The organism is Corynebacterium antarcticum, from assembly GCF_016595285.2.
Lineage (GTDB): Bacteria > Actinomycetota > Actinomycetes > Mycobacteriales > Mycobacteriaceae > Corynebacterium > Corynebacterium antarcticum.
The window spans coordinates 492,374-517,015 of record NZ_JAENIP020000002.1; the positions used below are offsets into that span (position 1 = coordinate 492,374).

A 24,642-nucleotide genomic window follows, 5' to 3' on the forward strand; every position below is an offset into this window, starting at 1 on the left:
AAAGCTGGTTCAGTGCTACTTCTGGTCCCTGAGCTTTTCCTCAAGGCGGTCCAGGATCTCCTTCAGGTCTGCGGCGGAGCGCTTGACGGGGACGGAGGTTCCCTTGGACTCCTCTGCGACGGCCTCGGTGACGGCGTCACTCTGCCAGATCTCGACGAGCTCCCGGATACCCTCGTTGTCGACGTCCTCGGCGCGGACGACGAAGGCGTTGATGTAGGGCTCGGCTTCCTCGGAGGTCGGATCATCCTGGAACACCGAGGACTTCGGGTCGATGTTCGCCCGGTCCAGGAAGGTGTTGTTGATGATCGCGGGCTTGCCCTCGTGGTAGACGGTGGTGGTCTGCGGGGCGGCGACCGGGGTCACGGAGACCTTGGACTTGTCCGCGTCGATGTCCGCGGGGGTCGGCGTGATGAGGCCCGATTCCTTGAGGGTGACCAGACCGGCCTGAACCAGCACGTTGATGGCGCGGCCCTGGTTGGAGGAGTCGTTCGGGATGGCGACGGATTCGCCCTCGATCCCGTCGAGGGAATCGTGGCCCTTCCAGAACAGCGCCAGCGGGACGATCTCGGTGGAGCCGATGGGGGTGAGGTTGTCGCCGGTGCCGACGTTGTACTCGGAGAGGAACTTCAGGTGCTGGAAGAGGTTGACGTCGAGCTGTCCCTCGGACAGTGCCTTGTTCGGGGTGTTGTAGTCCGAGTAGTTGACGATGTCCAGGTCGATGCCGGCCTTGTCGGCCTCTTCCTCGAAGACCTCCCATGCCTTGCCGCCGGCGTCTGTGGTGCCGATGGTGATCTTCGTGCTCTCTTCACCGGAGGCGCCGGTGGAGTCTGCGGAGTCGTTACCGCATGCGACGAGGGAACTCGCGGCGAAGATGCCGGCGGCGGCGATGGTGGTGAAACGGCGGAGGTTCATGGGTTCAAGCTTTCTGTCGGGGTCTGACTGTTGTCTATCTGTTCCACCCGGCTGACGCGGTGGAGGGGTAAGCGGGTGTCCCGGTGGGGGCTAGACAGAGCATTCTGCCATTCCGCTCGTATTACCGTAGCAGTGTGTCCTGTTCGTGTACAGCTCGGTCTAGTGTCGGGGCATGGGGAGCAGGGTCGTGATCGGCCGGGCGGGTAAGGACGTCGCATGTGGGCGGGATGTCGTGACGACGGTCAAATCGCTAATATGTTCTATATGGAATGGGGTGGTGGTCTCGGATTCAATGGTCGCCCGATGGACTGGAGGATGCTGGAGAGGATTCTCTCCGGAGGGGTGAAAGGGCGGATTTTTCCGGCTTCTACCCTTCCTGAACTGGGATCAGTTCCCGAAACCCCCATTGCTCCGGGAGGTGGGTTCCCCTTCGCGGAACTGCGCGCCCGGAGCTCCTACAGTTTTCTCTCCGGTGCCTCGGACCCCGACAGTCTCGTCGAACGGGCTGTCGAGATCGGGCTCACCGCGCTCGGGATCACGGATCGCGACGGCTTCTACTCGGCGGTCCGCTTCGCCGAGGCCGCCGCGGGCACCGGGCTCGCCACCGTCTTCGGCGCGGAGCTCACCCTCGGCGAAGATGCGATCCTCTGTGTGCTCTGCCGCGGTGCGAACGGCTACCGGCGACTCAGCCACGCCGTGACCGACGCGCACATGGCCGCCGGCGCCAAGGGCGCACCCGTGTATCCACCGCTCCCGGTCCTCGGTGAGCGGGCTGCCGGTACCTGGCAGATTCTCGCCGACTCCACCTGGACGGAACGTCTGCCCGAACTGATCGACGCATTCGGTGCCGGATGCGTCGCGGTTCAGCTCTCCTGGACGATGTGTCCCGGTGACGTGGACGGAAACGAACACCTGCTCGCAGAAGCCGAACGGCTCGGGCTGCGGGCCGTGGTCAGCTCGATTCCCCGGGCGGCCACCCGTCACGATGCCCGTGTCGCGGGAGCGAAGCATGCTCTCCGCCTCCGGTCCGGGCTGGAGCAGGCGGAACCTCGCCTTCACCCGATGGGCGGCACCTGGCTCCGGAGTGGTGGAGACATCGCCCGGGCTCTTCCCGGCAGCGACCGGCTACGCAGGACCACGATCGAGATCGCCACCGAATGCGCCTTTACCCTCGACCTGATCGCCCCGGAGCTTCCCCGCTTCGACACCCCCGACGGATACACCGAGATGAGCTGGCTCCGGGAGCTCACGGAGCGGCGTGCACGGAAGAGGTACGTCCACAGGGGGGAAGACCTCAGATCCCTCGTCCACGCACAACTGGAACATGAGCTGGACATCATCGAACAGTTGGACTTCCCCGGCTACTTCCTCATCATCTGTGATCTGGTCGACTTCTGCCGGGAACACGACATCCTCTGCCAGGGGCGTGGCTCGGCGGCGAACTCCGCGGTCTGTTTCGCGCTCGGCATCACCAACGTCGAACCCGTCGGAGCGGGCCTGCTCTTCGAACGCTTCCTCTCCCCGGAGCGGGACGGCCCGCCGGACATTGACATCGACATCGAGTCCACCCGTCGCGAGGAGGTCATCCAGTACGCCTACTCCCGCTACGGCAGGGGCAACGCCGCCCAGGTCGCGAACGTCATCACCTACCGTCGCCGCGGGGCCGTCCGTGACGCGGGTAGGGCGCTCGGACACCCGCAAGGTGCCTGCGACGCGTGGTCGAAGGGGACGGCCGAGCCACCTGCGGAGGTCGTCGCACTCGCGGAACGGTTCATCGGACAACCCCGGCACCTGGGCATCCACTCCGGGGGCATGGTCATCTGTGACCGCCCCATCGCCGATGTCGTGCCCGTGGAGTGGGCCCGCAAGGCCGGACGCAGCATCGTGCAGTGGGACAAGGACGACTGCGCCGTGGCCGGGCTGGTCAAGTTCGATCTCCTCGGCCTCGGCATGCTGGAGGCGCTGCACCACATGATCGATCTCGTCGCTGAACACCGTGGCAGGACGGTGAACCTCTGGGAGCTGGATCTCGCGGAACCGGAGGTGTACGCCATGCTCGCGCGCGCCGACGCCGTCGGCGTGTTCCAGGTCGAGTCCCGGGCCCAGATGTCCACCCTGCCGCGGCTGAAGCCCCGGGAGTTCTTCGACCTTGTCGTCGAGGTCGCGCTGATCCGTCCTGGTCCCATCCAGGGCGGCAGTGTGCACCCCTACATCCGGCGGCGCAACGGCGAGGAGCCGGTCACCTACGACCACCCCTGCCTGGAACCCGCCTTGGCCAAGACCCTCGGGGTGCCCCTGTTCCAGGAACAGCTCATGCAGATGGCCCGTGACGCCGCGGGCTTCACCGGTGCCGAGGCTGACGCGCTGAGGCGGGCCATGGGGTCCAAACGCTCCCCGGAACGCATGGCTCGCATCCGCGACCGGTTCTTCACCGGACTCGAGGAGAACAACGGCATCACCGGCGATGTCGCCGAGAACCTGTGGAACAAGATGGTCGCCTTCGCCGCCTACGGGTTCCCCGAATCCCACTCCCAGTCCTTCGCGTCGCTGGTCTACTTCTCCGCGTGGTTCAAGTACCACTACCCGGCGGAGTTCTGCACCGGTCTCCTGCGGGCGCAACCGATGGGCTTCTACTCGCCGCAGTCCCTCATCGCCGATGCGCGACGCCACGGAGTACCGGTGGACCCGGTCTCCGTCAACGACTCGGCTGCCGTCGCGGACTGCCCTGACGGCCGCATACGGCTCGGGCTGGATCTCGTCCGGGGAGTGGGGGAGAAGGCGGTGCAACGGATCCTCGCGGCGCGGGCCACCGGTGGTCCGTTCACCGGGATCGCGGACCTCGCCCGGCGGGCGGGCCTGAGTGTCGCGCAGACGGAGGCGCTGGCCGGGGCCGGGGCGACGGACTGCCTCGGGGTGGGGCGTCGTCGGGGCCGGTGGGAGGCAGGTGTCGCCGCGACGGAGAAGGACGGGATGCTGCCCGGGGTTTCCGGGATCCAGGCCCCAGTACTCCCCGGGATGACATCCTTCGAACTGCTGGCGGCCGACATCGCCGCGACTGGAGTCACCCACGACCGGCAGCCGGTCGCGCTCCTGCGCGCCGCGCTCGATGCCCGGGGGATCGTGTCGGCCGACCGTCTGCTCAGCCAACGCGACGGTGCCCGGATCAGGGTCGCGGGCATCATCACCCACCGGCAACGGCCCCGGACCGCCAGCGGCGTGACCTTCCTCGGGATGGAGGATGAGACGGGACTGATGAACATCATCGTCCCCCCGGGTCTCTGGGCCAGGCAGCGACTGCTCGCCAGGACCGCCCACGCCCTGGTCATCCGGGGCATCGTCCAGAACGCGTCAGGCTCCGCGGCGATCCTGGCGGACCTGTTGGAACCCTTCCCCGCGGCGGAGCTGCTCTCCACCGGTTCCCGGGACTTCCGGTGACCGTGTACGGTCACCGCGAGGTTCGGCACAATGGATCCCATGGCAGCCCCTGTTGATTCGATTCCGCTCAATCCTGTGTCCCCTGCGCTCGCGAAGGCCCGGCTGATCACCGTGCTCCCGGTACCGGTACTCCTTGCGCTGGGATGCGCGGCGGCGGTCTGGCGGTGGACCCCCTGGTTCTGGATCGGTGTCGTGCTCATGCTCCTCACCACCGTGTATCTCGCATGGCTGATCCCCGCGCAGGTCCGGCTGCTGGGATGGGCCGAGACCACGGATGAGCTGCTCATCACCAAGGGACGGGTCTGGTACACATTCACCGTCGTTCCCTATGGCCGGGTGCAGTTCGTCGACCTCACCTCGGGGCCCGTCCAGCGCCGCTTCGGGCTCAGGACCCTCACCCTGCACACCGCATCCTCGACCTCCGACAGTGAGATCCCGGGGCTGGACATGGCCACCGCCGAAGCTCTGAGGGACCGCCTGGCGGTCAAGGCCCGGGAGAGGATGAGCGGGCTGTGAGCACTTCCCCGGAAGCTGCTGTCCGTGACTCCGGGACCGATGGATACCGACGTGTGCACCGGATCAGTCCACTGCTGAGGTTCTGGACGGTTCTGCTCGCCCTCGTCGCCGTCGTGGTGGGAAACACGGTGGAGTCGGTGTTCGAGGCCCTGCGGGGCCTGGTCTCCGGGAAGATCCACGTGGACGTCCGCCCGCTGCTGATCGTGATCGGTGGGTTCGCCGCGGTGTGCGCACTGGTCTGGCTGGTTTCCGGCATCTGGTGGCGGGCCGCCGGATACCGGCTCACCGGGGAAGAGGTCGTACACCGGCAGGGGGTGGTGGGGGTCCGGGTCCGGACCGCCCGCTATGACCGCATCCAGGCGGTCGACCTCGTGGAATCGGTCATCGCCCGGATCTTCGGACTCGCGGCGGTCCGTATCGAGACCGCAGGTGGGGACGACTCCGTCATCGAGATCTCCTATCTGAACAGGAGGACGGCCGAGCGGCTCCGCATGGAGATCCTCGAGCTCCTGGGGAAGGGGGGCACCGGAACCCGAGTGCGGGATATCCCGTCCGCTGGGGACCCGGATACGGAACCGGATCCGGGGGCGGATGCCGGAGAGGTCATCGTGGCCCCGATCCCCGTGGTCAGGTCTCTCGTTGCGACATTTCTCTCCGGGTGGTTCCTGCTCGCCGCACCGGCCTTCATCATCGTCATCATCCAACCGGGATTTCTGGGGATGCTGTGGCCGTTGTTCATCGGTGCGATCCCCGCCATGTGGAATCTCATCGACAACTCCTGGCGGTTCACTGTCCGGCAAGAAGGCGGTGAGGATCTGGACATCGCCTACGGACTCGCCGATCGCCGCAGGCAGACGCTGAAGATGTCCCGGGTGCACTCCGTGGAGATCCGTCAGTGGGCCTTGTGGAGGCTCGCCGGGTGGTGGTCGGTACAAGTCTGTGTGGCTGGCTACGGGATGTCCGAGGGAGGGGGGACGACGAAGATTCTCCCGGTGGGGACCCGCGAGGAGGCGATCCGGGTTGCGGCACTGCTCAGCCCGCTGACGGCTCCGGAGGTCGAGGAATCAGCGCAACCGGAGGGGTGGACCCGTCCGGACCTGCGGAGCCCGCGCCGGGCCCGATGGGTGTCGCCGATCTGCTGGGGTCGCCGGGCGGTCACGTTTGCAGGTGGGGCGGGGGCAGATGACCGGGATCTTCCGTATGCCGTGATTCTTCACGGAGGTCGCTTCTCCCGTCGGGTGTCGATGGTTGCACTACCGCACATCCAGGAGATCACCCTGGAAACGGGACCGATCGGGCGCTTGCTGGACCTCGCCTCCGTGCAGCTGCACCTGGTGGAGGGGCCGGTGCAGATGGTGGCGGCTGATCTCCGGAACACCGATGCCCAGTGGCTGCTCGAGCTGCTGCGACGCCGTCGGCTGCCCGATCCACCGTCGGTGGGGAAAGGGGTGAACACCCCTGAATGAGGGGGAGTGGCAGAGCTGCCGTGAGGGGGTCCGTGTGCGTGTGCTGGGAGGATAATGGGATTCATGTGCAATTAAAGTTCGTTCGACGCAATAAAGTTCAATGCGTTGAAGATTCAGGTTTGTGGCGCCGCTGTTTCTGGGTATGGTTACCATGTACTTACTGGTGGGTGCCCCCGGATTCTCCCCGATCCGGTGGAGGGCGACCCGGAAACTGCTGAAAAGAGACTGCGAACCATGAAGCTCGGAAAAGTTGCGGCTCTCGCCGCCTGCACCGCTGCCTCGCTCGTTATGACCGCGTGCGGATCCGATTCCGGATCCGGCGACGCCGGAACCGGAGAAGTTGAGAAGGTCTCCGGTGAATCCGTGAAGGTGGTGGCCACCACCACCCAGATCTGCGACTATGTCACCCAGATCGCCACCGACAAGTCGGCTGATGCGGAGCTGTCCTTCAACAAGACCGGATCAGACGGGAACACCACCCATTTCGGTGCCGATCCCGGTGCCGCCGAGTCGGAACTGGACCTCACCTGCATCCTGGCGCCCAACGCCTCCGCCCATGACCACGAGATGACGCCTCAGCAGATGGCGGCGATGACCGATGCGGACCTGTTCATGGTCAACGGCGTGGATCTCGAGCACTTCCTGGACAACGCCGTCGAGTCCTCCGGATTCCACGGCACCATGGTGGTGACCAGCGGCGTCCTGACCTCGGACGAGAAGTCGGACAAGGAGAAGGTCCTCGCCGCCGAGAAGGATCTGCCGTACAAGATCTACCGTGGTGTGGAACAGGTCGACATCAGCGAGTGGCCGTTCGCCACCGCCGCGGGTGAGGAACCCGAGTTCATCTTCGACCCGCACGTGTGGACCTCGCCCCACAATGCGATGGTCCAGGTGCAGAACATCGGAGCCGCGCTCGAAGAGGCGTCCCCCGAGAACGCCGACCTGTTCAAGGAGCATGTCAGCCGCTTCGAGAAGGAGCTTGAGGCCCTCGATGAGTGGGCCGCCGAGTCCTTCGCCTCCGTCCCGGACCAGAACCGGGTTCTGTTCACGTCGCATGACGCCTTCGGTTACCTCTCCAATGAGTTCAACATCGACTTCATCGGTACGGCGCTGACCGACTTCAACGACCAGGCCGACGCCACCGCGGACCACATCGCCTCCGAGGCCGACAAGGTCCGTGAGTCCGGCGCGAAGGCCCTGTTCGCGGAGAACTCCAACAACTCCAAGTCGATCGAGGCGATCGCGAGTGCCGCCGGAGTGAAAGCCGTCATCGGTGACGACGCACTCTACGGAGATTCGCTCGGGCCGGTCGGCACCGACGGTGAGACCTACATCGGATCCATCATGCACAACGTCACCAACCTCGTCCGTGCATGGGGCGGCACCGTGGCTCCCGTTCCGGAGATCCTCGAACCCTACACCCCGAAAGATCTGTGAGACAGGGCTTTTCCCCTCGACCTCACGTTGAAGCGAGTTCGCCGCGTCCCGTCCGCCGGGATGCGGCTCTCGTGCGTTAGGGACCTTAACCGCATTCACTTTCACCAATAACAGATACCGGTTCCATCAAGGGAGAAATCAATGGCCACATCACAGTCTGTCCCGGCGCTGCGCTACGTTGACGCGAGCTTCAGTTACGGCGGCTCCCCGACGCTGACCGGGGTCACCGGTGAAGTCCAGCCGGGAAAGGCCCTCGCACTCATCGGCCCCAACGGGGCCGGGAAAACCACACTGCTCCGCGGCATCCTCGGTACGGTCCGGGTCTCCGGCACGATGGAGATCCTCGGGCGTGGCGATGGAAAGGTCCCCAAAGGGGCCATCGGCTACGTACCCCAGGTCGCGGATCTCGATGCCACGTTCCCGGTCACCGTGCGGCAGGTCGTGATGATGGGGCTCTACGCGGAGCTCGGCTGGCTCCGGCGCCCCGGGGCGTCACACCGTGGACGTGTTGACGCCGTACTCGACCGGGTCGGACTGACCGATCGCGCCAACCTCCGTTTCGGTGAACTCTCCGGTGGACAGCGCCAGCGGGTCCTCCTCGCCCGTTCCATCGTCGCGTCACCCAGGATGATCCTCCTCGACGAACCGTTCAATGGACTCGACGAGCCCAACCGGGAGGCCCTGCTGGAGATCATCCACTCCGTCAAACAGGAGGGGGTGGCGGTGGTCGTGTCCACACACGACCTCAAACTCGCCTACGAATGCTGCGAGGATGTCGCCCTCCTGGCAGGGCGGCAGATCGCGTTCGGGCCCATCGACAGCGTCCTCACGCCGGACAACCTCCAGAAGGCCTACGGCAGTCGCAGCACGGACGAATTCGTCGGATCAGGACTCGAGGAGGCACTTCATGTGGGATAGCCTCATCGCCGGTGTCACCGACGCCGTCGAGTCGCTCAGACTCGTCGTCATGGATGTCCCTGGTCTGCAGACGATCGCCGCAGCCCCCTACCTCTTCCGTCCCTTCCTCATGCTGATGTTCCTCGGTGTCGTCGCCGGACTCGTCGGGGTCATCATCAACCTCCGGTGCCTGGAGTTCAACGCCGAGGCCATGGTGCACTCCGTGTTCCCCGGGATCGTCGCGGGCGCCGTCTACGGCGGACTCGACATGATCATCCCCGGTGCCGCCATCTGCGCCGTGTTCATCGTCATCGCACTCACCGCCGTCGGAAGGCGCACCACGAAGGTCTCCGAGTCCGGTACCGCCGTCGTGCTCACCTCGTTCTTCTCCGCCGGTATCGTGCTATCCCTCTACAAGGGTGACCGCTCCGGCCAGCTCGAGGCCCTGATGTTCGGACGTCTGCTGGAGGTCACCCCGGACAGATTCGTCGAATCGGTCCTCGTCTGTCTGGTCGCTCTCACCATCATCACGGTGTCCTGGAAGGAACAGATATTCACCGCGTTCGACCGGGATGGCGCCCGTGCCGCCGGGATCTCCGGGTTCGCTGTGGACCTCATGGTCAACGGCGCCATCGCCGCCGTCGTCGTGTCCTCGGCTTCCGCCGTCGGTGTCCTCCTGGTCATCGGTTATCTCGTCGTTCCCGGTGCCACCGCGCGGTTGCTGGTGGAACGCGTGTCACTCATGATCCCGGTGGCCATCGCGGTCGGCGTCATCGGCGGATACGCGGGCATGATCATCATGACTCTGGACACCCCGCACCCCGTCTCCCCCCAGGCGTCGGTCGCACTGTCCGTCATAGCCCTGTTCTTCCTGGCCCTGCCTGTCCGGTGGCTGCGGACGAAGTTCTCCGGGGTCGGAGTCGTCGACCCTGAAGGCTCCACGGCATACGGCAACATACCCACCGGAGGTGTGGCATGAGTTTCTTCGACTCCACCCTGTGGACAATTCTCCAGCTACCCATCCTGGAGATCATCATCGTCGGCGTCCTCGCCGGACTCGTCGGCGTTCTCGCGGTCCTCCATCAGCGCGTCTTCTTCGTCGAGTCCGTCTCCCACGGCACATTCCCCGGGGCCATCCTGGGCGTCGTGCTCGGAAAAGGGCTTGCTGAAGGCTGGAATCTCGACAATGACACACAACACGCGGTGCTCTCACTCTTCCTCTTCGCGGGGGCTCTTCTGGCGTGCGTACCCCTGTCCTGGCTGATGCACCGGCTCACCCGGATCGCCGGGCAGTCGTCCCAGGCCTCGGCGGGCATCGTGCTCACCCTCGGGTTCGCACTGGGCTATTTCCTCAGCAAATGGTTCCAGCCCCTGCCGCTGAAGATCGAGTCGTTCCTCACCGGTTCCGTGCTGAGCGTCAACCGGACCGACATCCTCGCGGCAGCCGTGGTCCTCGTGATCACTCTGGTCGTACTCGTCACCTTCGGACGGCAGCTGATCTTCTACGCCTTCGACGGGGGTGGGTACCGCGCCGCGGGGCACAGTGCAACCATCGCCGAGGGCATCATCCTCGGCCTGATCTGCGCCGCCATCGTCGTGATCATTCCCGCGGTCGGTACGATTCTCTCCATCGCGCTCGTGGCCGCGCCCGCCGCAGGACTGCAGCCCCTGATGAAATCAACCAGGGGTCTATTCATCGCGGCACCTTTGGCAGGTGTGGCCATCGGAGCGGTCGGGCTCGCCTTCGCGGTGAAGGCGGATCTCTCCGCGGGCGGCATGATCGCGCTGACGGCCGGTGTCTTCTACGTGGGATGCCTCGCGGCCGGACGTCTGATCGCAAGCCGGAGATAGAAGGAACACGGGGAAGGGAGAGACAGTGGGAACAAGCCTCTCGGATCTGCCCGACAGATCCCAGGACTACCTCAAGGTCATCTGGGACATCTGCGAGCGCACCGGTGAACCGGCCGCGCTGAAGGACGTGGCGGCGCAGACCGGCCAGAAGACATCGACCGCCTCAGAGGCGGTACGGAGATTGACCGACCGGGGTCTGGTCAGTCATCGACCGTACTCGGGGGTGGCCCTCACCGGGGAGGGGAGTCGCCTGGCGCTGGGGATGATGCGCAGGCACCGGCTTCTCGAGATGTTCCTCTGCACGACCCTCGGCTACACCTGGGACGAGGTCCACGAGGAGGCGGAGGTACTGGAGCATTCCGTCTCCGATAAACTCATCGAACGCATCGACACCCATCTCGGACACCCGGTCCGTGACCCCCACGGAGATCCGATCCCCGATGTCGACGGGGAGATGGTCGACATCCCCGCAGAAGTTCTCACCGGCGTTGAAGAGGGAGTAGAGGTGACGGTGGGCAGGGTCAGCGACCGTGATCCGGAACTCCTGCGCTACCTCGCGGACCACGGAATCCGGCCCGGCGCCGGACTCACTGTGCTCCCCCCACTGTTCCCGGGGATGTCCGTCGTCCGGGTCGAACGGCCGGAGGGACCCCACGGGGAACACGCCTCAACCGATGTACCGATGACGGCGGCCGGCATGGCGGCCATCTACGTCACCCGTGACTGAGGTTTTCCGGCTACACCGCCCCCGGGTACCCCAGCTGGCGCCACGCTTCATAGGTCGCCACCGCCGCGCAGTTGGACAGGTTCATCGACCGTCTCTCCGGGAGCATCGGGACGCGTACCCGTTCCGTGATCCTCGGGTTCGCCAGAGCTCCGTCGTCCAGGCCGTCGGGCTCCGTGCCGAACAGCAGGACGTCGCCGGGCCGGTAGCTGATGTCACCGTGCCACCGCGTGGCGGAGGTGGTGAATGCGAACACCCGGGCTCCGCGGATCGAGTCGAGTGCCGCGACAAGGTTCTCGTGGACGCTCACCTCCGCGAGATCATGGTAATCGAGGCCGGCCCGGCGGAGGTTCTTCTCCTCGAGATTGAAGCCCAGGGGGCCGGCCAGATGGAGATGTGCTCCGGTGCCCGCACACATGCGGATGGCGTTGCCCGTGTTCGGCGGTATGCACGGACGGTCGAAGACGACATGCAGAACTGCGTGATCACCGGTCTCACTCATAGGTCCCGATCCTAGTGGGGGTCTTCTTTCTCCCCGATCCGGGTCGGGGCCTGCGGTCACACCCCGGGCCGTGGAATAATGGTCCGCGTGACTGCACAGAAACTTGACGGCAAGCTCTATCGCGACGAGATCTTCGAGGACCTGAAGAGGAGAGTGGACCGGCTCGCCGAGCGTGGGGTGGTCCCCGGACTCGCCACCGTCCTGGTCGGCGACGACCCGGCGAGCCACAGCTACGTCAAGATGAAGCACCGCGACTGCGAGCAGATCGGTGTGAACTCGATTCGCAGGCACCTCCCCGCCGACGTCAGCCAGGAGGGACTCAACGGTGTCATCGACGAACTGAACGCGGATGACGCCTGCACGGGTTACATCGTCCAGTTGCCGCTGCCCAAGCACCTCGACGAGAACGCCGTCCTCGAGCGTATCGATCCAGACAAGGATGCCGACGGCCTGCACCCCGTCAATCTGGGCAAACTGGTGCTCAACGAGCCGGCTCCGCTGCCGTGCACCCCGAACGGCGCCATTCACCTCCTCCGGCGATTCGGAATCGATCTCAACGGTGCGAAGGTTGTCGTGATCGGGCGCGGAGTGACGGTCGGCCGTCCCATCGGTCTGATGCTCACCCGGCGCAGCGAGAACGCGACCACGACGCTATGTCACACCGGTACGAAGGATCTGGCAGCCGAGACCCGCGCCGCCGATGTCATCGTCGCCGCAGCCGGTGTCCCGCACATGATCACGCCGGACATGGTGAAGTCGGGCGCCGCGGTCCTCGACGTCGGGGTGTCCCGCAAGGACGGCAAGCTCGCCGGGGATGTTCACCCGGATGTGTGGGAGGTAGCCGGTGCGGTGTCCCCGAATCCCGGTGGTGTCGGTCCGCTCACCAGAGCTTTTCTCGTACGCAACGTCGTGGAGCGCGCGGAGCTACTGGCCGGGATGGAGTGACCGGGAAACGACCCATGGGTTCCTCCTACATCCCGGGGATCGACAACCCGCACGATGTCGGTCTGCCACCTTCCCGGGTTCCCCACGTCATCCAACGGGCGTTCATGGCTCTTCTCGTCGCCGCGTTTCTCGTGGTAATCGGCTTCGCGCTGACCGAACACTGGCGGAGGGCCACATTCCTGCTCGGATGTGCGTTGATCTGGCTCAGTGTCATCCGCGTCACCTGCGACTCCCGCACACTCGGGGTGTTCGCCGTCCGCTCCCGCAAGTTCGACACCCCGTTCACACTCCTCATGGGGGGATCGATGGCGTTCCTGGCGATGTCGGTCGATCCGCTCGGCAGCTAGCGGTGGAGTGTAGTCCTAGGCGTCATTCCTGATCCCCGCCGACCGCCAGCGCCAGGAATCGCCTCAGTATCCGGGCGACCTGTCGGGTCTCCGTGAGGAATGCGTCGTGTCCGACCGGAGAGACGATCTTCGCCATCCCCAGCAGATTCCCGATGTTGCGTGAGATGTGCTCCTGCTGGTGGTACGGGTAGAGGATATCCGTGTCCACTCCGGCGACCAGAGTCGGAACGCGTATCTCCGACAGGGCCTTGTTCAGTCCGCCGCGTCCGCGTCCGATGTCGTGGCGGTTGAGTGCCTCGGTCAGTGCGACATAGGATCCCGCATCGAAGCGCTCGACCAGTTTCCTGGCCTGATAGTCGAGGTAGCTCTGCACCGCGAATCGCTGGCCGGGATCCCGGAAAATCCCGAGCGGGTTTTCTCCGTCCTGGGCGTCGGTGCCGAAGCGCTCGTCGATCTCCTGCTCCCCGCGGTACGTCAGGTGTGCTATCCGCCGGGCGGCGGCCAGCCCCTGTCGGGGGTGTCCGTCGGATGAATGATAGTCACCCTTCAGCCATTCCGGGTCATTCGTTATCGCCGATATCTGCGCCGATTGGATACCTATCTGCCAGGCGCTGGCACGCGCGGAAACTGCCAGCACCGCGGCCGCCCCCACCCGCTCCGGATGCATGAGGGTCCACTCCAGTGCCCGCGCCCCGCCCATCGAACCACCGACCACGGCAGCGACTCTGCCTATACCCAGGGCATCGAGAAGCTGACGCTCGGCGGTGACCAGATCCCGGATGGACAGTGCGGGGAACCGTGATCCCCAGGGCCCGCCGTCGGGGTGCGGGGACGCAGGCCCGGTGGAGCCGGCACATCCGCCCAGGGCATTGGTGCACACCATGCAGAACAGATCCGTGTCGAGGGGCAGGCCGGGCCCTATCAGCCCGTTCCACCAGTTCACGGCATCGGAATCGCCGGTGAGGGCATGTTCGATGAGGATGATGTTCGTCGATCCGTCGGGCTCACTGCGCAGCTCACCCCACCGTTGGACGGCGATTCTCGCGTCATGAACCACCCCGCCTGCTTCGGTGTGGACGTCACCCACGGGGAGTACCGCCACCTTTCCGTATTCCGGGAAGGGTGCTGATCGCGGAGAAGATACTGGTTGCTCTGATGGTTGGCTGTTCATGGGGGTCTCCGTTGGTCGGCGCACTGTGCAACCATCGTAGACGGACCGCTCTGTCTAGTTCAATGCAGATGAAAACCCGCCCGGCGTGCCCGGAACCGGGGGTGTCGGACTATGCGGTCTGTGTCTCGCTCTCCTCCGGGTATGGGGGCATCGCGAGGTCCGGAAGCCCGTCATCCGGGCCCGGCTCCCGGCTCGACCATACGGGAGACATTCCCGGCATGAACCACATGATCGCCGCGCACAGCAGTGCCGCGCCCGTAGGCGCCCACGGATACCAACTGGCCGGGGTGAAGAAGAACACGAGAGCGCACGCCACGGTCGCTATCAGCCAGAGGAGTGGAACGAGAATGTCGAGTCGAAGGCTCCTGACCACCCCGTACTCGGCCCAGTCCTCACCAGGGAACCGCGAGCGGGCCTCGTTTCGGATCTTCCGCCGCATCTTGAGGCTGTTGGCGACGAGGCAGAACATCAGCAGTCCGAAACCGACTCCGGCGATGATGAGTTCCCCCGCAGCCGCTCCGAACGCGAATACCGCGACAGAAACGGTCATTCCCAACCTCTCCCCCCTGTTCGGGGGGAGAGGGGTGTCCGGGTCGATGTCGGGGTAGAGGTGTTCGAATGTGTTCTCGTTCATGGTTGGTGTGGCTGTCCTCGGTGCAGGGGGTGGGGTTCGGGGTTTTAGCTAGCGACGAATTCATTAGGTTAGTCTAGCCTGGTGAAAAACACAGTGATAGATTCGTGACCCAGTCGTCCGCGGTGAGCGGTGTACAGGCACACCCACCGATCTCGGCGCCGGGTGAGAATCCCGGGAGCATTTCGTGGAAACCCCGTTTCCACAACCCAAGAACAACAGCACTCCAGAAAGGACGACGCATGACCTTGCGTTCGCCATTCATTCGACCGGTACGCCGCATCACCGCCACCGTCGCCGCCACCGCCGCCATGGGGTTCATGGTCCTGCCCGTCCTCCCCGCTGTCGCCGAGGACTGCTCGGACTCCTACACCAGGATCGACGGTGCCATGCGGTGGGGCTTCAAGAAATCCTTCATGTCGTACATCCGTTCCGGAGGCACCCGGGGTGGCTGGGATCTGGACGGAGTGAGCTTCGACAGCGGACCCGAACAGTTCATATTCACCGCAGACCCAGACGCGATGAAGGTGGTCGACGAAGACACCGGGACGATTCCGCTCCAGGGATCCCTGCGTTTCTTCGGGCATGAAGGTGAGGGTGGACAGGGGCCCGGCGAATACGCCCTCGATTTCACGCTCTCCGACATGAAACTCGTTGTTGATGGCACGAATGCCAAGCTCGTCGTCGATTACAAGGGTCTGGAACTCGAACCGGGCACGACGAACGTCGCCGGTGAGATCACGGCCGATGACGCGGAGTTCATGGACATCCGACTCTCGAACGCCCCCGACTTCACCTCCGGATCCCTCGACTTCACCGGCAGTGTCAACCTGTCCTCCGCCGGTGCGGCGATCTTCGCCGGTTTCTACCAGGCAGGTCAGGAATTCGACGACATCGCGTTGAGCGCCACGCTCGAGAAGGTCTGCGGTAAGCAGCCCTCCACCGGCGGCGGAACCGGTGGAGGCGCCAGCGGCGGAAAGAACACCGGAACCAAATCGGTCGGCATCGATGCGGTCAACTCCGTCAATGATCACCTCGATTCCCTGAATAACCTGATGGGGACCACCGACAAGTTCCTCGACAACACCGACAAGCTGCAAAAACGGTTCGCCGAGGACAGAGACGAGCTCAACGGTGGCGGAGCCGCACAGGGGAACGCATCCGGGGGATCGAAGAAGCCCGGTAACACCGGCACCAAGGGCGCCACCGCGGGTGGTGCCAAAGCCGCCGGTGCCGCAGCCGGAGGCACTGCCGGAGCCGGGGGAACCGCCGGTGCCGGAAAGACCGGTGGCGTCGCCGTCGGCGCCGCGGGGAATCGTGGGAACGCCGGTGGTGGAGCTTCCGCCGGAGCCGGAGCCGCGGGGGGCGACGTCTGTACCGACGATGGTTCACTCGGGGTGGTCGAAGCCCAGGCCGCCTGGGGGGTGAAGACCTCGTTCCAGACCTACATCTCCGGGACGATCGCCAACGGTGGTTGGGAGCTCAACGGAGTCGGTCACAGTAACGGTGAGTTCCTCTTCTCCGGCAATTCCGGTGCGGTCAACCCGTCCACGGGGACCGGTTCCCTGCTCATGCCCGGATCGGTCCGGTTCACCGGCCACGGTGGAATCCTCGATCTCACCATCGCCGATCTCGAGGTCCAGTGGAACGGAAACTCCGGAGTTCTCATAGCGGACATCACCTCCAACGACATGGAGGGTGTCTCGAACAGCTACGGCCGTGTCGCCGTCGCCAACCTGGCGTTCAGCCAGCTGGACGTCTCATCGGATTCGGTGACCGGGCAGACCAGTTCGGTCACCCTGACGCAGGCCGGGGCGTCCGCCTTCGCCGACTTCTACCCTGAAGGGCAGGAGATGGCTCCGCTGAGTTTCGCGGCGGTACTCGGCGGATCCGCCAGCTGCGCCGCAGGACAGGGCGGAAATGCGTCAGCGTCCGGCGGAACGGGCGGTGGTGGCGGTGCCGCCGAGCGGCTCGGTGCGAAAGCGGGCGGAACCTCCGGCAAGCCCGGTATGCCCGGCGCCGCAGGAAAAACCGATGGCGGCTTCAAAGCGGAGAAGGGTGGCTCGGGGAAGTTCAAGATCAAGTCGACCGGTCCCTCCTCCGAACCCCAGGACACCGAGAATGTGGCGGTCAGCAGCCAGACCGGGACTTTGACCACACCGCTCCTGCTGATCCTCGCGGCCTTCGTCGTCGCTGGCGCCACCCTGACCTCATTCGTGTCCCGGAACCCAATGGGCTAGCCGGACAACCGGAACGCTCCACACTGATTCACGATCCCCCTGCGAAAGGTCCTCCACGTTGTTCAACACCCGCCACACCCTCCGATCGCGGCTCACCCGAAAAGCGCTCGCCACAGTCGTCTCCCTGACGTGCACGGCCACCGTGCTGGCCGGTTGTTCCGGAACCGACGGCGGTGCAGAACCGGACCGGGCGCCCGCGGCGGCCGCGGTCGGCGCTGAACTGCCGGAACTGCCCGATCCCGCGGATCTACCTGATCCCCGCACGATCACCGGTGTAAACGCTGTGACCGGGGTCGGGGAACCTGTGCCCGTCACCGACGATCCCCAGCCCATGTTGCCCGTCGAACTGACCGATGCGGACGGGTACGACGTGGTAGTGGATGACGTCTCCCGGGTACTCGCACTCGATCTCTACGGCGCCTACACCAAGACCCTCATCGGCCTGGGTATGCGGGAGTCGATCATCGGGCGGACCGTCAGCTCCGATGAACCCTCCCTCGCCGATCTCCCGGTGGTGACCCAGGGTGGCCACAACATCAATGTCGAGGCGATTCTCGAACTCGATCCCAGTCTCGTCATCATCGATCACTCGATCGGGCCGCGCGAGGCCATCGACCAGATTCGGGACGTGGGCGTTCCCGTTGTGGTCATGGAACCCCTGCACACCGTCGACGGGATCAGCGAGGACATCATCACCCTCGGCGGCGTCGTCGGATTGCCCGAGGACGCGGAAGTGCTCGCCGAGCGCTCCGTCAAGGAATATGAGCGGGCGGTCGAGGACATCCGCACCATCACCCCGGAGGATCCCCTGCGCATGGCGTTCCTGTACGCGCGGGGCACCGGTGGTGTCTTCTTCATCCTCGGCGAAGAGGACGGAGTGAATGAACTGATCAAGGGTGTCGGCGGTATCGACGTCGCCACGGAGAACGGAATACGTACCGCGTCCCCCGCCAACGCCGAATCCCTGGCCAAACTCAACCCAGATGTATTCATCATGATGGAGAAGGGGCTCGAGTCCACCAACGGAATCGACGGTCTGCTGGAACGCCCCGGTGTCGCCCAGACCATCGCCGGACAGAACCGGCGGATCGTCACGGTTCCCGACGGCCAGGCGCTCGCCTTCGGGCCGCAGACCGGAGACCTCCTCGAACGTCTCGCCATCGAGCTCTACGCCCCGGAGAAGAAGTAGGTGCCGGCCCCGACAACATCACTTCCGAGGGAGGGCGCCGATTCGATCCGCGACCGGAATGCCTTCCAGATCAGACGGCGGAACCGGGTCCTCCTGTTCATCGTTCTCGTGCTGCTGCTCGTCGGTACGACGGTGTTCTCGGTCATCGTCGGTCAGTACACACTGAACGCATCCGAACTACCGGCGCTCCTCATGGCAGGTCCCGGTCAGGACTCGATCCAGCAGTCCGTCCTGTGGAGCATCCGGCTACCCCGGATGGTTCTCGGCATCGTCGTCGGCGCCGCTCTGGGCGTGGCCGGCGCGCTGCTGCAGGCCGTCTTCGCCAACCCCCTCGCAGAACCGAGTGTCATCGGAGTCACGTCAGGTGCCGGAGTCGGCGCAGCGGTCGTGATCGTCTTCAACTGGAACTGGTTGGGCACGTCCACGGTTCCCGCGGCAGCGTTCGTGACGGCCGTCATCACCACGGTGGTTGTCTATCAGTTGGCGCGACACGACGGACAGGTCCACGTCCTCAATCTGATCCTGACCGGAATCGCCGTCAACGCGGTGTGCGGTGCCGCCATCTCACTCTTGGTCTACATAGCACCCGCCACCTCGAGGGAGCAGATCATCTTCTGGCAGATGGGCTCCCTGAACGGTGCCCAGTGGAAGTACGTCACGGTCGTGCTGCCGATCATCGTCGTCGGAGTGATCATTTCCCTGCTCCTCGGAAGCGCCCTCGACATTCTCGCTCTCGGGGACAAGGCCGCGGGGCACATCGGGGTCAACGTGCAGACCGTGCGGATCGCAGCAATCGGGGCGTCGACCCTGCTGACCGCCGGAGCGGTGGCCTACGCAGGGCTCATCGGATTCGTCGGACTGATCATCCCGCATCTCCTCAGGGGAATCACCGGACCGTCGAACAGGATCCTCATGCCGGCTTCCGCTCTCGCCGGGGCCGTACTCATCGGTCTCTCGGACATCGCCGCCCGGACGCTCATCGCGTTCGCCGATCTGCCCATCGGAATCTTCACCGCCATAGTCGGCGGCCCGACATTCTTCATTCTGCTGCGTCGGATGATGCGGCGGGGGAGGGGCTGACGTGAGTATCCTCGAAACGCGCGATGTGAGCATAGCTTTCGGCGACCGGATCCTGCTGAGCGATGTCTCGATAAACGCCAACGCCGGAGAAGTGCTCGGACTGATCGGCCCGAACGGTGCCGGAAAGTCGACACTTCTCTCCGCCATCAGCGGCGACCTTCCGGTACGCAGCGGCAGTATCTCGGTCAACGGCCTGGACCCGACCACGGCGACGCCTCTCGAGCTCGCGAGAGCCCGTTCGGTGATGCTCCAGGACGTCTCCGTGTCCTTCTCCTTCCTCGTCCGCGATGTCGTCGCGATGGGACGGCGTCCGTGGGCCCGCACACCACGGGCGCAGAAAGACGAGGCGCTCATCGACGCCGCACTGAGAGCCACGGAGGTCGACCACCTCGCGGAGCGGGACATCATGACCCTCTCCGGTGGAGAACGTGCCCGTGTGGCGCTCTCCAGGGTGCTGGCCCAGCAGACACCCGTCGTGCTGCTCGACGAACCCACCGCCGCGCTGGACATCGGACACCAGGAACAGGCACTCGGTCTCGCGCGGGGAATGGCCCGCGCCGGCGCCGCCGTGGTGGTCGTTCTCCACGACCTCAACGCCGCGGGCGCCTACTGCGACCGGATCGCATGCCTCGCCGGGGGTGGGGTTGCGGCTCAGGGCACCGTCGAAGAGGTCTACACCAAGGAGATTCTCAGTGACGTCTACGGTTGGCCCATCGAGGTGTTGCATCCGCACCCCGACCAGATCCAGGTCGTCCCTGAAAGGGGAATGGGCAGGAGAATCAGTGCCGCAGCCAGCGAGCTCCTCGACCTCATACATACCTGAAATCCCCAACTGGTGAGGGTCGTTGATCCCGGCGTGTGCTCCGGCTTCCTCCACGTGTCGGGGCGCGCCTCCGCGCTCGGCACGGATCAGTCACCCTGCTCTTCGTTCCGGTCGGCAGGTGAGCTCGGGCCGACTTCGTCGGCGGCTGAGCAGCTAAAAGCTGAGGATTGACTATATTGCCTAACCTTAGTAGGTTGAGCTTAGCCTTATCTAACCCGACCGTCTTGGTCGAGACACTATTCCAGGAGTTTTCCTTTGAAAAAAACAACTTATTACACCGCCGGGATCTTCACTCTGACCATGGTCGCCGGTTCCGTTCTGGTTCCCACCGCGTTCGCGGAGGAGGAAGGAGTGGGGTGTGTCACGTCGGTGGATCAGGGTTCTGCGTCGTGGTCGATCAAGAAGAGTTACCTGAATTACCTGACGCTTCCGATCACCAGGGGTGAGGTGATCGTCTCTGATGGCGTGACCATCGATAACCCGAAGACGGGTCCGTTCGTGTTCGAGGTCGATGCTGATCGTTCGACGATCGAGTCCGAGTCGAAGGGTGTCTTCGGGTTGAAGGGGACGATCGACATTCACGGGCATAAGTCCGGTGACAAGTGGGAGCTTGATCAGACCCTGTCGGATGTGAAGATTGCGGTGGACGGTACCGAGGGTCAGATCATCATGGACTTCTCCTCGGCGCGTTACCCCAACCCGGACAATCTTCCGCCCTATTCCGGTGATGATGCGGTCATCGCGAATGTGACGTGGGATTCTGCGCCGAATCTGACTGCCGGTGATCTCAGTCTGTCCGGGGCTGATGTGAAGTTGACTGAGGTGGGGGCTTCGGAGCTGTTCGCCAAGTTCTACGAGACGGGCCAGGCGTTGGCGCCGCTGAGTGTTTCGGCGAAGTTGGTTGAGCAGTGTGAGTCGCCGGATCCGACGACGACCGAGGCGCCGGCTCCGACCACGACAACCACGATGCCGTCGACGACGACCGAGGCGCCGGCACCGACGACCACGACATCGCCCAACCCCACGAGCACGACCGAAGAGCCGGGTGACGGTGGTGAAGTTCAGGGATCGACGATCGGTTCAGATCTGATCAAGACACTGATAAGGAATCCCATCGACGGGATCATGAGCATTTTCGCGATGCTCGGCGCAGCGACGATCTTCGGCGTCATCCTCCAGCATCTCGCGGTGCTTTTCCGGCGATAGCTGTTGATGCAGGGTGTTGATTCCCGTGCGCGTTCCCGCTGCTGCCATGCGGCAAGTGTGCCTCTGCGCTCGGCACGGATCAGCCACCCTGCTCTTCGTTCCGGTCGGCAGGTGAGCTCGGGCCTGTTTCGCTGCCCAACGAGGCGTGGAAATCCGAGCAGCGACCATATTTCCCAGCCCCACCCCAATTCGACCGTCTTGGTCGAGACACTATTCCAGGAGTTTTCCTTTGAAAAAAACAACTTATTACACCGCCGGGATCTTCACTCTGACCATGGTCGCCGGTTCCGTTCTGGTTCCCACCGCGTTCGCGGAGGAGGAAGGAGTGGGGTGTGTCACGTCGGTGGATCAGGGTTCTGCGTCGTGGTCGATCAAGAAGAGTTACCTGAATTACCTGACGCTTCCGATCACCAGGGGTGAGGTGATCGTCTCTGATGGCGTGACCATCGATAACCCGAAGACGGGTCCGTTCGTGTTCGAGGTCGATGCTGATCGTTCGACGATCGAGTCCGAGTCGAAGGGTGTCTTCGGGTTGAAGGGGACGATCGACATTCACGGGCATAAGTCCGGTGACAAGTGGGAGCTTGATCAGACCCTGTCGGATGTGAAGATTGCGGTGGACGGTACCGAGGGTCAGATCATCATGGACTTCTCCTCGGCGCGTTACCCCAACCCGGACAATCTTCCGCCCTATTCCGGTGATGATGCGGTCATCGCGAATGTGACGTGGGATTCTGCGCCGAATCTGACTGCCGGTGATCTCAGTCTGTCCGGGGCTGATGTGAAGTTGACTGAGGTGGGGGCTTCGGAGCTGTTCGCCAAGTTCTACGAGACGGGCCAGGCGTTGGCGCCGCTGAGTGTTTCGGCGAAGTTGGTTGAGCAGTGTGAGTCGCCGGATCCGACGACGACCGAGGTACCGGATCCGACGACCACTGAGGCTCCGGAATCGACGACGATGTCAACGGAGGCGACCACGACTTCCGTGACCCCGTCGACCACCACGACCGAGTCGCCCGCACCGACGACGACCGAGGCGCCGGCTCCGACCACGACAACCACGATGCCGTCGACGACCACTGAGGCTCCGGAATCGACGACGATGTCAACGGAGGCGACCACGACTTCCGTGACCCCGTCGACCACCACGACCGAGCAGCCCGCACCGACGACCACGACGAAGCCGGACGGATCCAACGACGGTGCCGATTATGTGAATCGCATCTGGAACGGTCTGAAGAGCCTGCTCAACAGGCTGTATAACTCCAACGTCTTCTTCGGAGGCTTCGGTATCGGCAACGCACTGGCGATGCTCGCGGGTATCCCGTACTTCTTCAAGATGGTTCTGTTCCGCTGATTCTGCTGACCGCTCGATTGAGCGGATGACAGTTCAGTGAAAGCGACCCCGGGAATCCCGGGGTCGCTTTCGTCGTCTCCGGTAGTCCATCCGACCGGGACAGTCTTCGAATGAAAGGGGCTGTCGATGGCCCCGGGCACCCTGATCTCAGGGAAGCCCAGATGTCGCCCGGAGCAAGCGCGTAGCGAATTGTCCCGGTTGTCCTCCGGCCCTCTGGAACCTCGGGGTCCACAGCTCCGGATCGTGTGTCGTCGACAACCCGCCGCTTCAGGTACAGAGGATGCGCCCGCCACCGTCCGGGGCCTCATCCGGAAACTTCGAACTCATCTGTTGGTTCTCCCCCTGAACCTCCGCGTAGACGAATGAGGAAGGTGATTGCGAGCTCGCACGGTGGGGCAGATTGTCCGGATGACCCACCGTCGAGCGCACACGTGAGGAAGAAGGCCGACAAAGGACTGTGTCTGGTGAAGCTGCCCGTGTCCCCTGATCAGGATGGTGGCACGACGAAGCCCCACCTCGGCTGTATCAGCGAAGTGAGGCTGTGTCGTGCTACTTCCTCAGCATTCAGTTGATTGCCTCGAAACCACGCTGTAGGTCGGCGATGATGTCGTCGATGTCCTCGATTCCGACGGACAGACGGATGGTGCCTTCGGTGATGCCGGCGCGGAGCAGCTCCGCCTCATCGGACTGCGAGTGGGTGGTCGACGCCGGGTGGACGACGAGGGAGCGTACGTCACCGACGTTGGCCACGTTCGAGTGGAGCTTCAGGGCGTCGATGAAAGCCCATGCCTCCTCGCGGCCACCGTTGATGGTGAAGGAGAGGACGGCGCCGGTGTACCGGAGTCCCAGCTTCTCCTTGACCTTGTTCCACGGGGAGTCCGGCAGACCGGCGTAGTTGACCGTGGCGACCTTGTCGTTTCCGGCGAGGAACTCCGCGACCTTCCGGGCATTCTCATTGTGGCGCTCGACCCGCAGGGAAAGGGTGTCCAGTCCCTGGGCGGTGACCCAGGCGTTGAAGGGGGAGGGGGCCGCACCAGTGTCGCGGAGAAGTCCGACCCGTGCCTTGAGACCGAACGCCGCGGCACCGAGGTCGGCGTACTTCAGTCCGTGGTAGGCCGGATCCGGGGTGACGAAGTCGGGGAAGACCGGCTCACCATTGCGCTCGACGGTCCAGTCGAACTTACCTCCGTCGACCAGGATTCCCCCGAGAGCGGATCCGTTGCCGGTGTAGAACTTCGTGGTCGAAGCCACGACGATGTCTGCGCCGAGATCGAGAGGGCGAACGAGCGCCGCGGTTGCGAGGGTGTTGTCGATGATCAGCGGGACCTGGTTGGCGTGGGCCACCTCCGCGATGGCCGGGATGTCCAGGACATCGGCCTGGGGATTGGCGAAGGTCTCGCCGTAGAAGGCCACGGTGTTGTCCTTGACCGCCGCCTGCCAGGAAGCGGGATCGTCGGGGTCCTCCACGAAGGTGGTCTCGATGCCGAGACGCGGCAGGGTAACGCTCAACAGGGTGAGGGTACCGCCGTAGAGTCGGGGAGATGCCACGATGTGCGAACCGGAACGAGCGATGTTCAGGATCGCCGCGGTCTCCGCAGCCTGGCCGGATGCGAACAGGACCGCGTGTACACCGCCCTCGAGTGAATTCAGGCGGTTCTCGACCGCCTCAACGGTGGGGTTGGTGAGTCGGGTGTAGACGGGCCCGAGATCCTCGAGCGCGAACCGCTGCTTGGCGTGCTCGGCGGAGCGGAACACGTAGGAGGAGGTCTGGTAGATCGGCAGGTTCCGGGCCCCGGTCTCCGAGTCGACCGGCTGTCCCGCGTGCACGGAGCGGGTCTCGAAACCCCAGGAGTCTGCGATGCTGTTGTCGTACTGGGTCATGGTGATCAGTGTCCTTCGTCAGTGTCGGGTGCATT

21 protein-coding genes are annotated in these 24,642 nt (G+C 64.5%); 16 read left to right on the top strand and 5 right to left on the bottom strand.

The genetic code is table 11. The features are described 5' to 3' along the window. Window positions 1-15 precede the first annotated feature (15 nt). The gene (locus tag JIM95_RS06440) at window positions 16-912 is read right to left on the bottom strand and encodes a MetQ/NlpA family ABC transporter substrate-binding protein (protein ID WP_200260222.1); all 897 of its coding nucleotides are present in this window, start codon (window positions 910-912) and stop codon (window positions 16-18) included. A gap of 255 nt (window positions 913-1,167) precedes the next feature. Between JIM95_RS06440 and JIM95_RS06445 the strand changes: the two genes are divergently transcribed. The 8 genes from JIM95_RS06445 (at window position 1,168) to JIM95_RS06480 (ending at window position 11,241) form a co-directional block, all read left to right on the top strand. Beyond that, window positions 1,168-4,347, top strand: a complete 3,180-nt coding sequence (locus JIM95_RS06445; RefSeq protein ID WP_200260219.1) for an error-prone DNA polymerase — start codon at window positions 1,168-1,170, stop codon at window positions 4,345-4,347. 39 nt (window positions 4,348-4,386) lie between these two features. Next, entirely contained in the window at window positions 4,387-4,863 is a 477-nt protein-coding gene (locus JIM95_RS06450) for a PH domain-containing protein (RefSeq protein ID WP_234034724.1), read from the top strand. Next, on the top strand, window positions 4,860-6,329 hold the full coding sequence (locus tag JIM95_RS06455) for a PH domain-containing protein (RefSeq protein WP_200260213.1): 1,470 nt from the start codon (window positions 4,860-4,862) through the stop codon (window positions 6,327-6,329). The genes JIM95_RS06450 and JIM95_RS06455 overlap by 4 nt, the downstream gene beginning before the upstream one ends. A gap of 234 nt (window positions 6,330-6,563) precedes the next feature. Then, window positions 6,564-7,766 (top strand): metal ABC transporter substrate-binding protein, encoded by a 1,203-nt coding sequence (locus JIM95_RS06460; protein WP_200260210.1) that lies wholly within the window; start codon window positions 6,564-6,566, stop codon window positions 7,764-7,766. 141 nt (window positions 7,767-7,907) lie between these two features. Next, window positions 7,908-8,684, top strand: a complete 777-nt coding sequence (locus JIM95_RS06465) for a metal ABC transporter ATP-binding protein (RefSeq protein ID WP_200260207.1) — start codon at window positions 7,908-7,910, stop codon at window positions 8,682-8,684. A 49-nt stretch (window positions 8,685-8,733) separates the two neighbouring features. Next, window positions 8,734-9,642 (top strand): metal ABC transporter permease, encoded by a 909-nt coding sequence (locus tag JIM95_RS06470; RefSeq protein ID WP_200260496.1) that lies wholly within the window; start codon window positions 8,734-8,736, stop codon window positions 9,640-9,642. Next, a complete protein-coding gene (locus JIM95_RS06475; RefSeq protein WP_234034723.1) occupies window positions 9,639-10,514 on the top strand; it encodes a metal ABC transporter permease in 876 nt (291 codons plus the stop codon). Before JIM95_RS06470 ends, JIM95_RS06475 begins: the two co-directional genes overlap by 4 nt. A gap of 25 nt (window positions 10,515-10,539) precedes the next feature. Continuing rightward, complete coding sequence (locus tag JIM95_RS06480) at window positions 10,540-11,241, top strand: metal-dependent transcriptional regulator (RefSeq protein ID WP_200260204.1); 702 nt, start codon at window positions 10,540-10,542, stop codon at window positions 11,239-11,241. Between the two features lie 10 nt (window positions 11,242-11,251). On the opposite strand, the gene JIM95_RS06485 is transcribed toward JIM95_RS06480, so the two are convergent. Then, window positions 11,252-11,740, bottom strand: coding sequence for a tRNA (cytidine(34)-2'-O)-methyltransferase (locus JIM95_RS06485; protein WP_200260201.1), 489 nt, complete (start codon window positions 11,738-11,740; stop codon window positions 11,252-11,254). An 87-nt stretch (window positions 11,741-11,827) separates the two neighbouring features. Here JIM95_RS06485 and JIM95_RS06490 point away from each other — a divergent pair, with 87 nt between their 5' ends. Beyond that, on the top strand, window positions 11,828-12,685 hold the full coding sequence (locus JIM95_RS06490) for a bifunctional methylenetetrahydrofolate dehydrogenase/methenyltetrahydrofolate cyclohydrolase (protein WP_200260198.1): 858 nt from the start codon (window positions 11,828-11,830) through the stop codon (window positions 12,683-12,685). Between the two features lie 14 nt (window positions 12,686-12,699). Continuing rightward, a complete protein-coding gene (locus tag JIM95_RS06495; RefSeq protein ID WP_200260195.1) occupies window positions 12,700-13,032 on the top strand; it encodes a DUF3017 domain-containing protein in 333 nt (110 codons plus the stop codon). A gap of 22 nt (window positions 13,033-13,054) precedes the next feature. Here the strand turns inward: JIM95_RS06495 and metX are convergent, their stop codons facing one another. Together metX and JIM95_RS06505 are read right to left on the bottom strand one after the other, a co-directional pair. Further along, on the bottom strand, window positions 13,055-14,203 hold the full coding sequence (gene metX, locus JIM95_RS06500; protein ID WP_200260192.1) for a homoserine O-acetyltransferase MetX: 1,149 nt from the start codon (window positions 14,201-14,203) through the stop codon (window positions 13,055-13,057). A 109-nt stretch (window positions 14,204-14,312) separates the two neighbouring features. Beyond that, window positions 14,313-14,837, bottom strand: coding sequence for a hypothetical protein (locus JIM95_RS06505; RefSeq protein WP_200260189.1), 525 nt, complete (start codon window positions 14,835-14,837; stop codon window positions 14,313-14,315). Between the two features lie 239 nt (window positions 14,838-15,076). Here JIM95_RS06505 and JIM95_RS06510 point away from each other — a divergent pair, with 239 nt between their 5' ends. From JIM95_RS06510 to JIM95_RS06535, 6 genes are all read left to right on the top strand, one after another. Next, window positions 15,077-17,074 carry an HtaA domain-containing protein gene (locus JIM95_RS06510; protein ID WP_200260185.1) on the top strand — a complete coding sequence of 666 codons (1,998 nt, stop codon included), beginning with the start codon at window positions 15,077-15,079 and terminating at the stop codon, window positions 17,072-17,074. A 58-nt stretch (window positions 17,075-17,132) separates the two neighbouring features. Beyond that, window positions 17,133-18,263, top strand: a complete 1,131-nt coding sequence (locus JIM95_RS06515; protein WP_234034722.1) for a heme/hemin ABC transporter substrate-binding protein — start codon at window positions 17,133-17,135, stop codon at window positions 18,261-18,263. Window positions 18,264-18,308: 45 nt separating this feature from the next. Beyond that, window positions 18,309-19,343, top strand: coding sequence for a FecCD family ABC transporter permease (locus JIM95_RS06520; RefSeq protein WP_200260488.1), 1,035 nt, complete (start codon window positions 18,309-18,311; stop codon window positions 19,341-19,343). A gap of 1 nt (window position 19,344) precedes the next feature. Then, a complete protein-coding gene (locus tag JIM95_RS06525; RefSeq protein ID WP_200260182.1) occupies window positions 19,345-20,166 on the top strand; it encodes a heme ABC transporter ATP-binding protein in 822 nt (273 codons plus the stop codon). Window positions 20,167-20,421: 255 nt separating this feature from the next. After that, the gene (locus tag JIM95_RS06530) at window positions 20,422-21,372 is read left to right on the top strand and encodes an HtaA domain-containing protein (RefSeq protein ID WP_248232260.1); all 951 of its coding nucleotides are present in this window, start codon (window positions 20,422-20,424) and stop codon (window positions 21,370-21,372) included. Window positions 21,373-21,601: 229 nt separating this feature from the next. Continuing rightward, window positions 21,602-22,726, top strand: a complete 1,125-nt coding sequence (locus tag JIM95_RS06535; protein ID WP_248232258.1) for an HtaA domain-containing protein — start codon at window positions 21,602-21,604, stop codon at window positions 22,724-22,726. A 564-nt stretch (window positions 22,727-23,290) separates the two neighbouring features. On the opposite strand, the gene JIM95_RS06540 is transcribed toward JIM95_RS06535, so the two are convergent. After that, the gene (locus JIM95_RS06540) at window positions 23,291-24,607 is read right to left on the bottom strand and encodes an O-acetylhomoserine/O-acetylserine sulfhydrylase (RefSeq protein ID WP_200255819.1); all 1,317 of its coding nucleotides are present in this window, start codon (window positions 24,605-24,607) and stop codon (window positions 23,291-23,293) included. Between the last annotated feature and the right edge of the window lie 35 nt (window positions 24,608-24,642).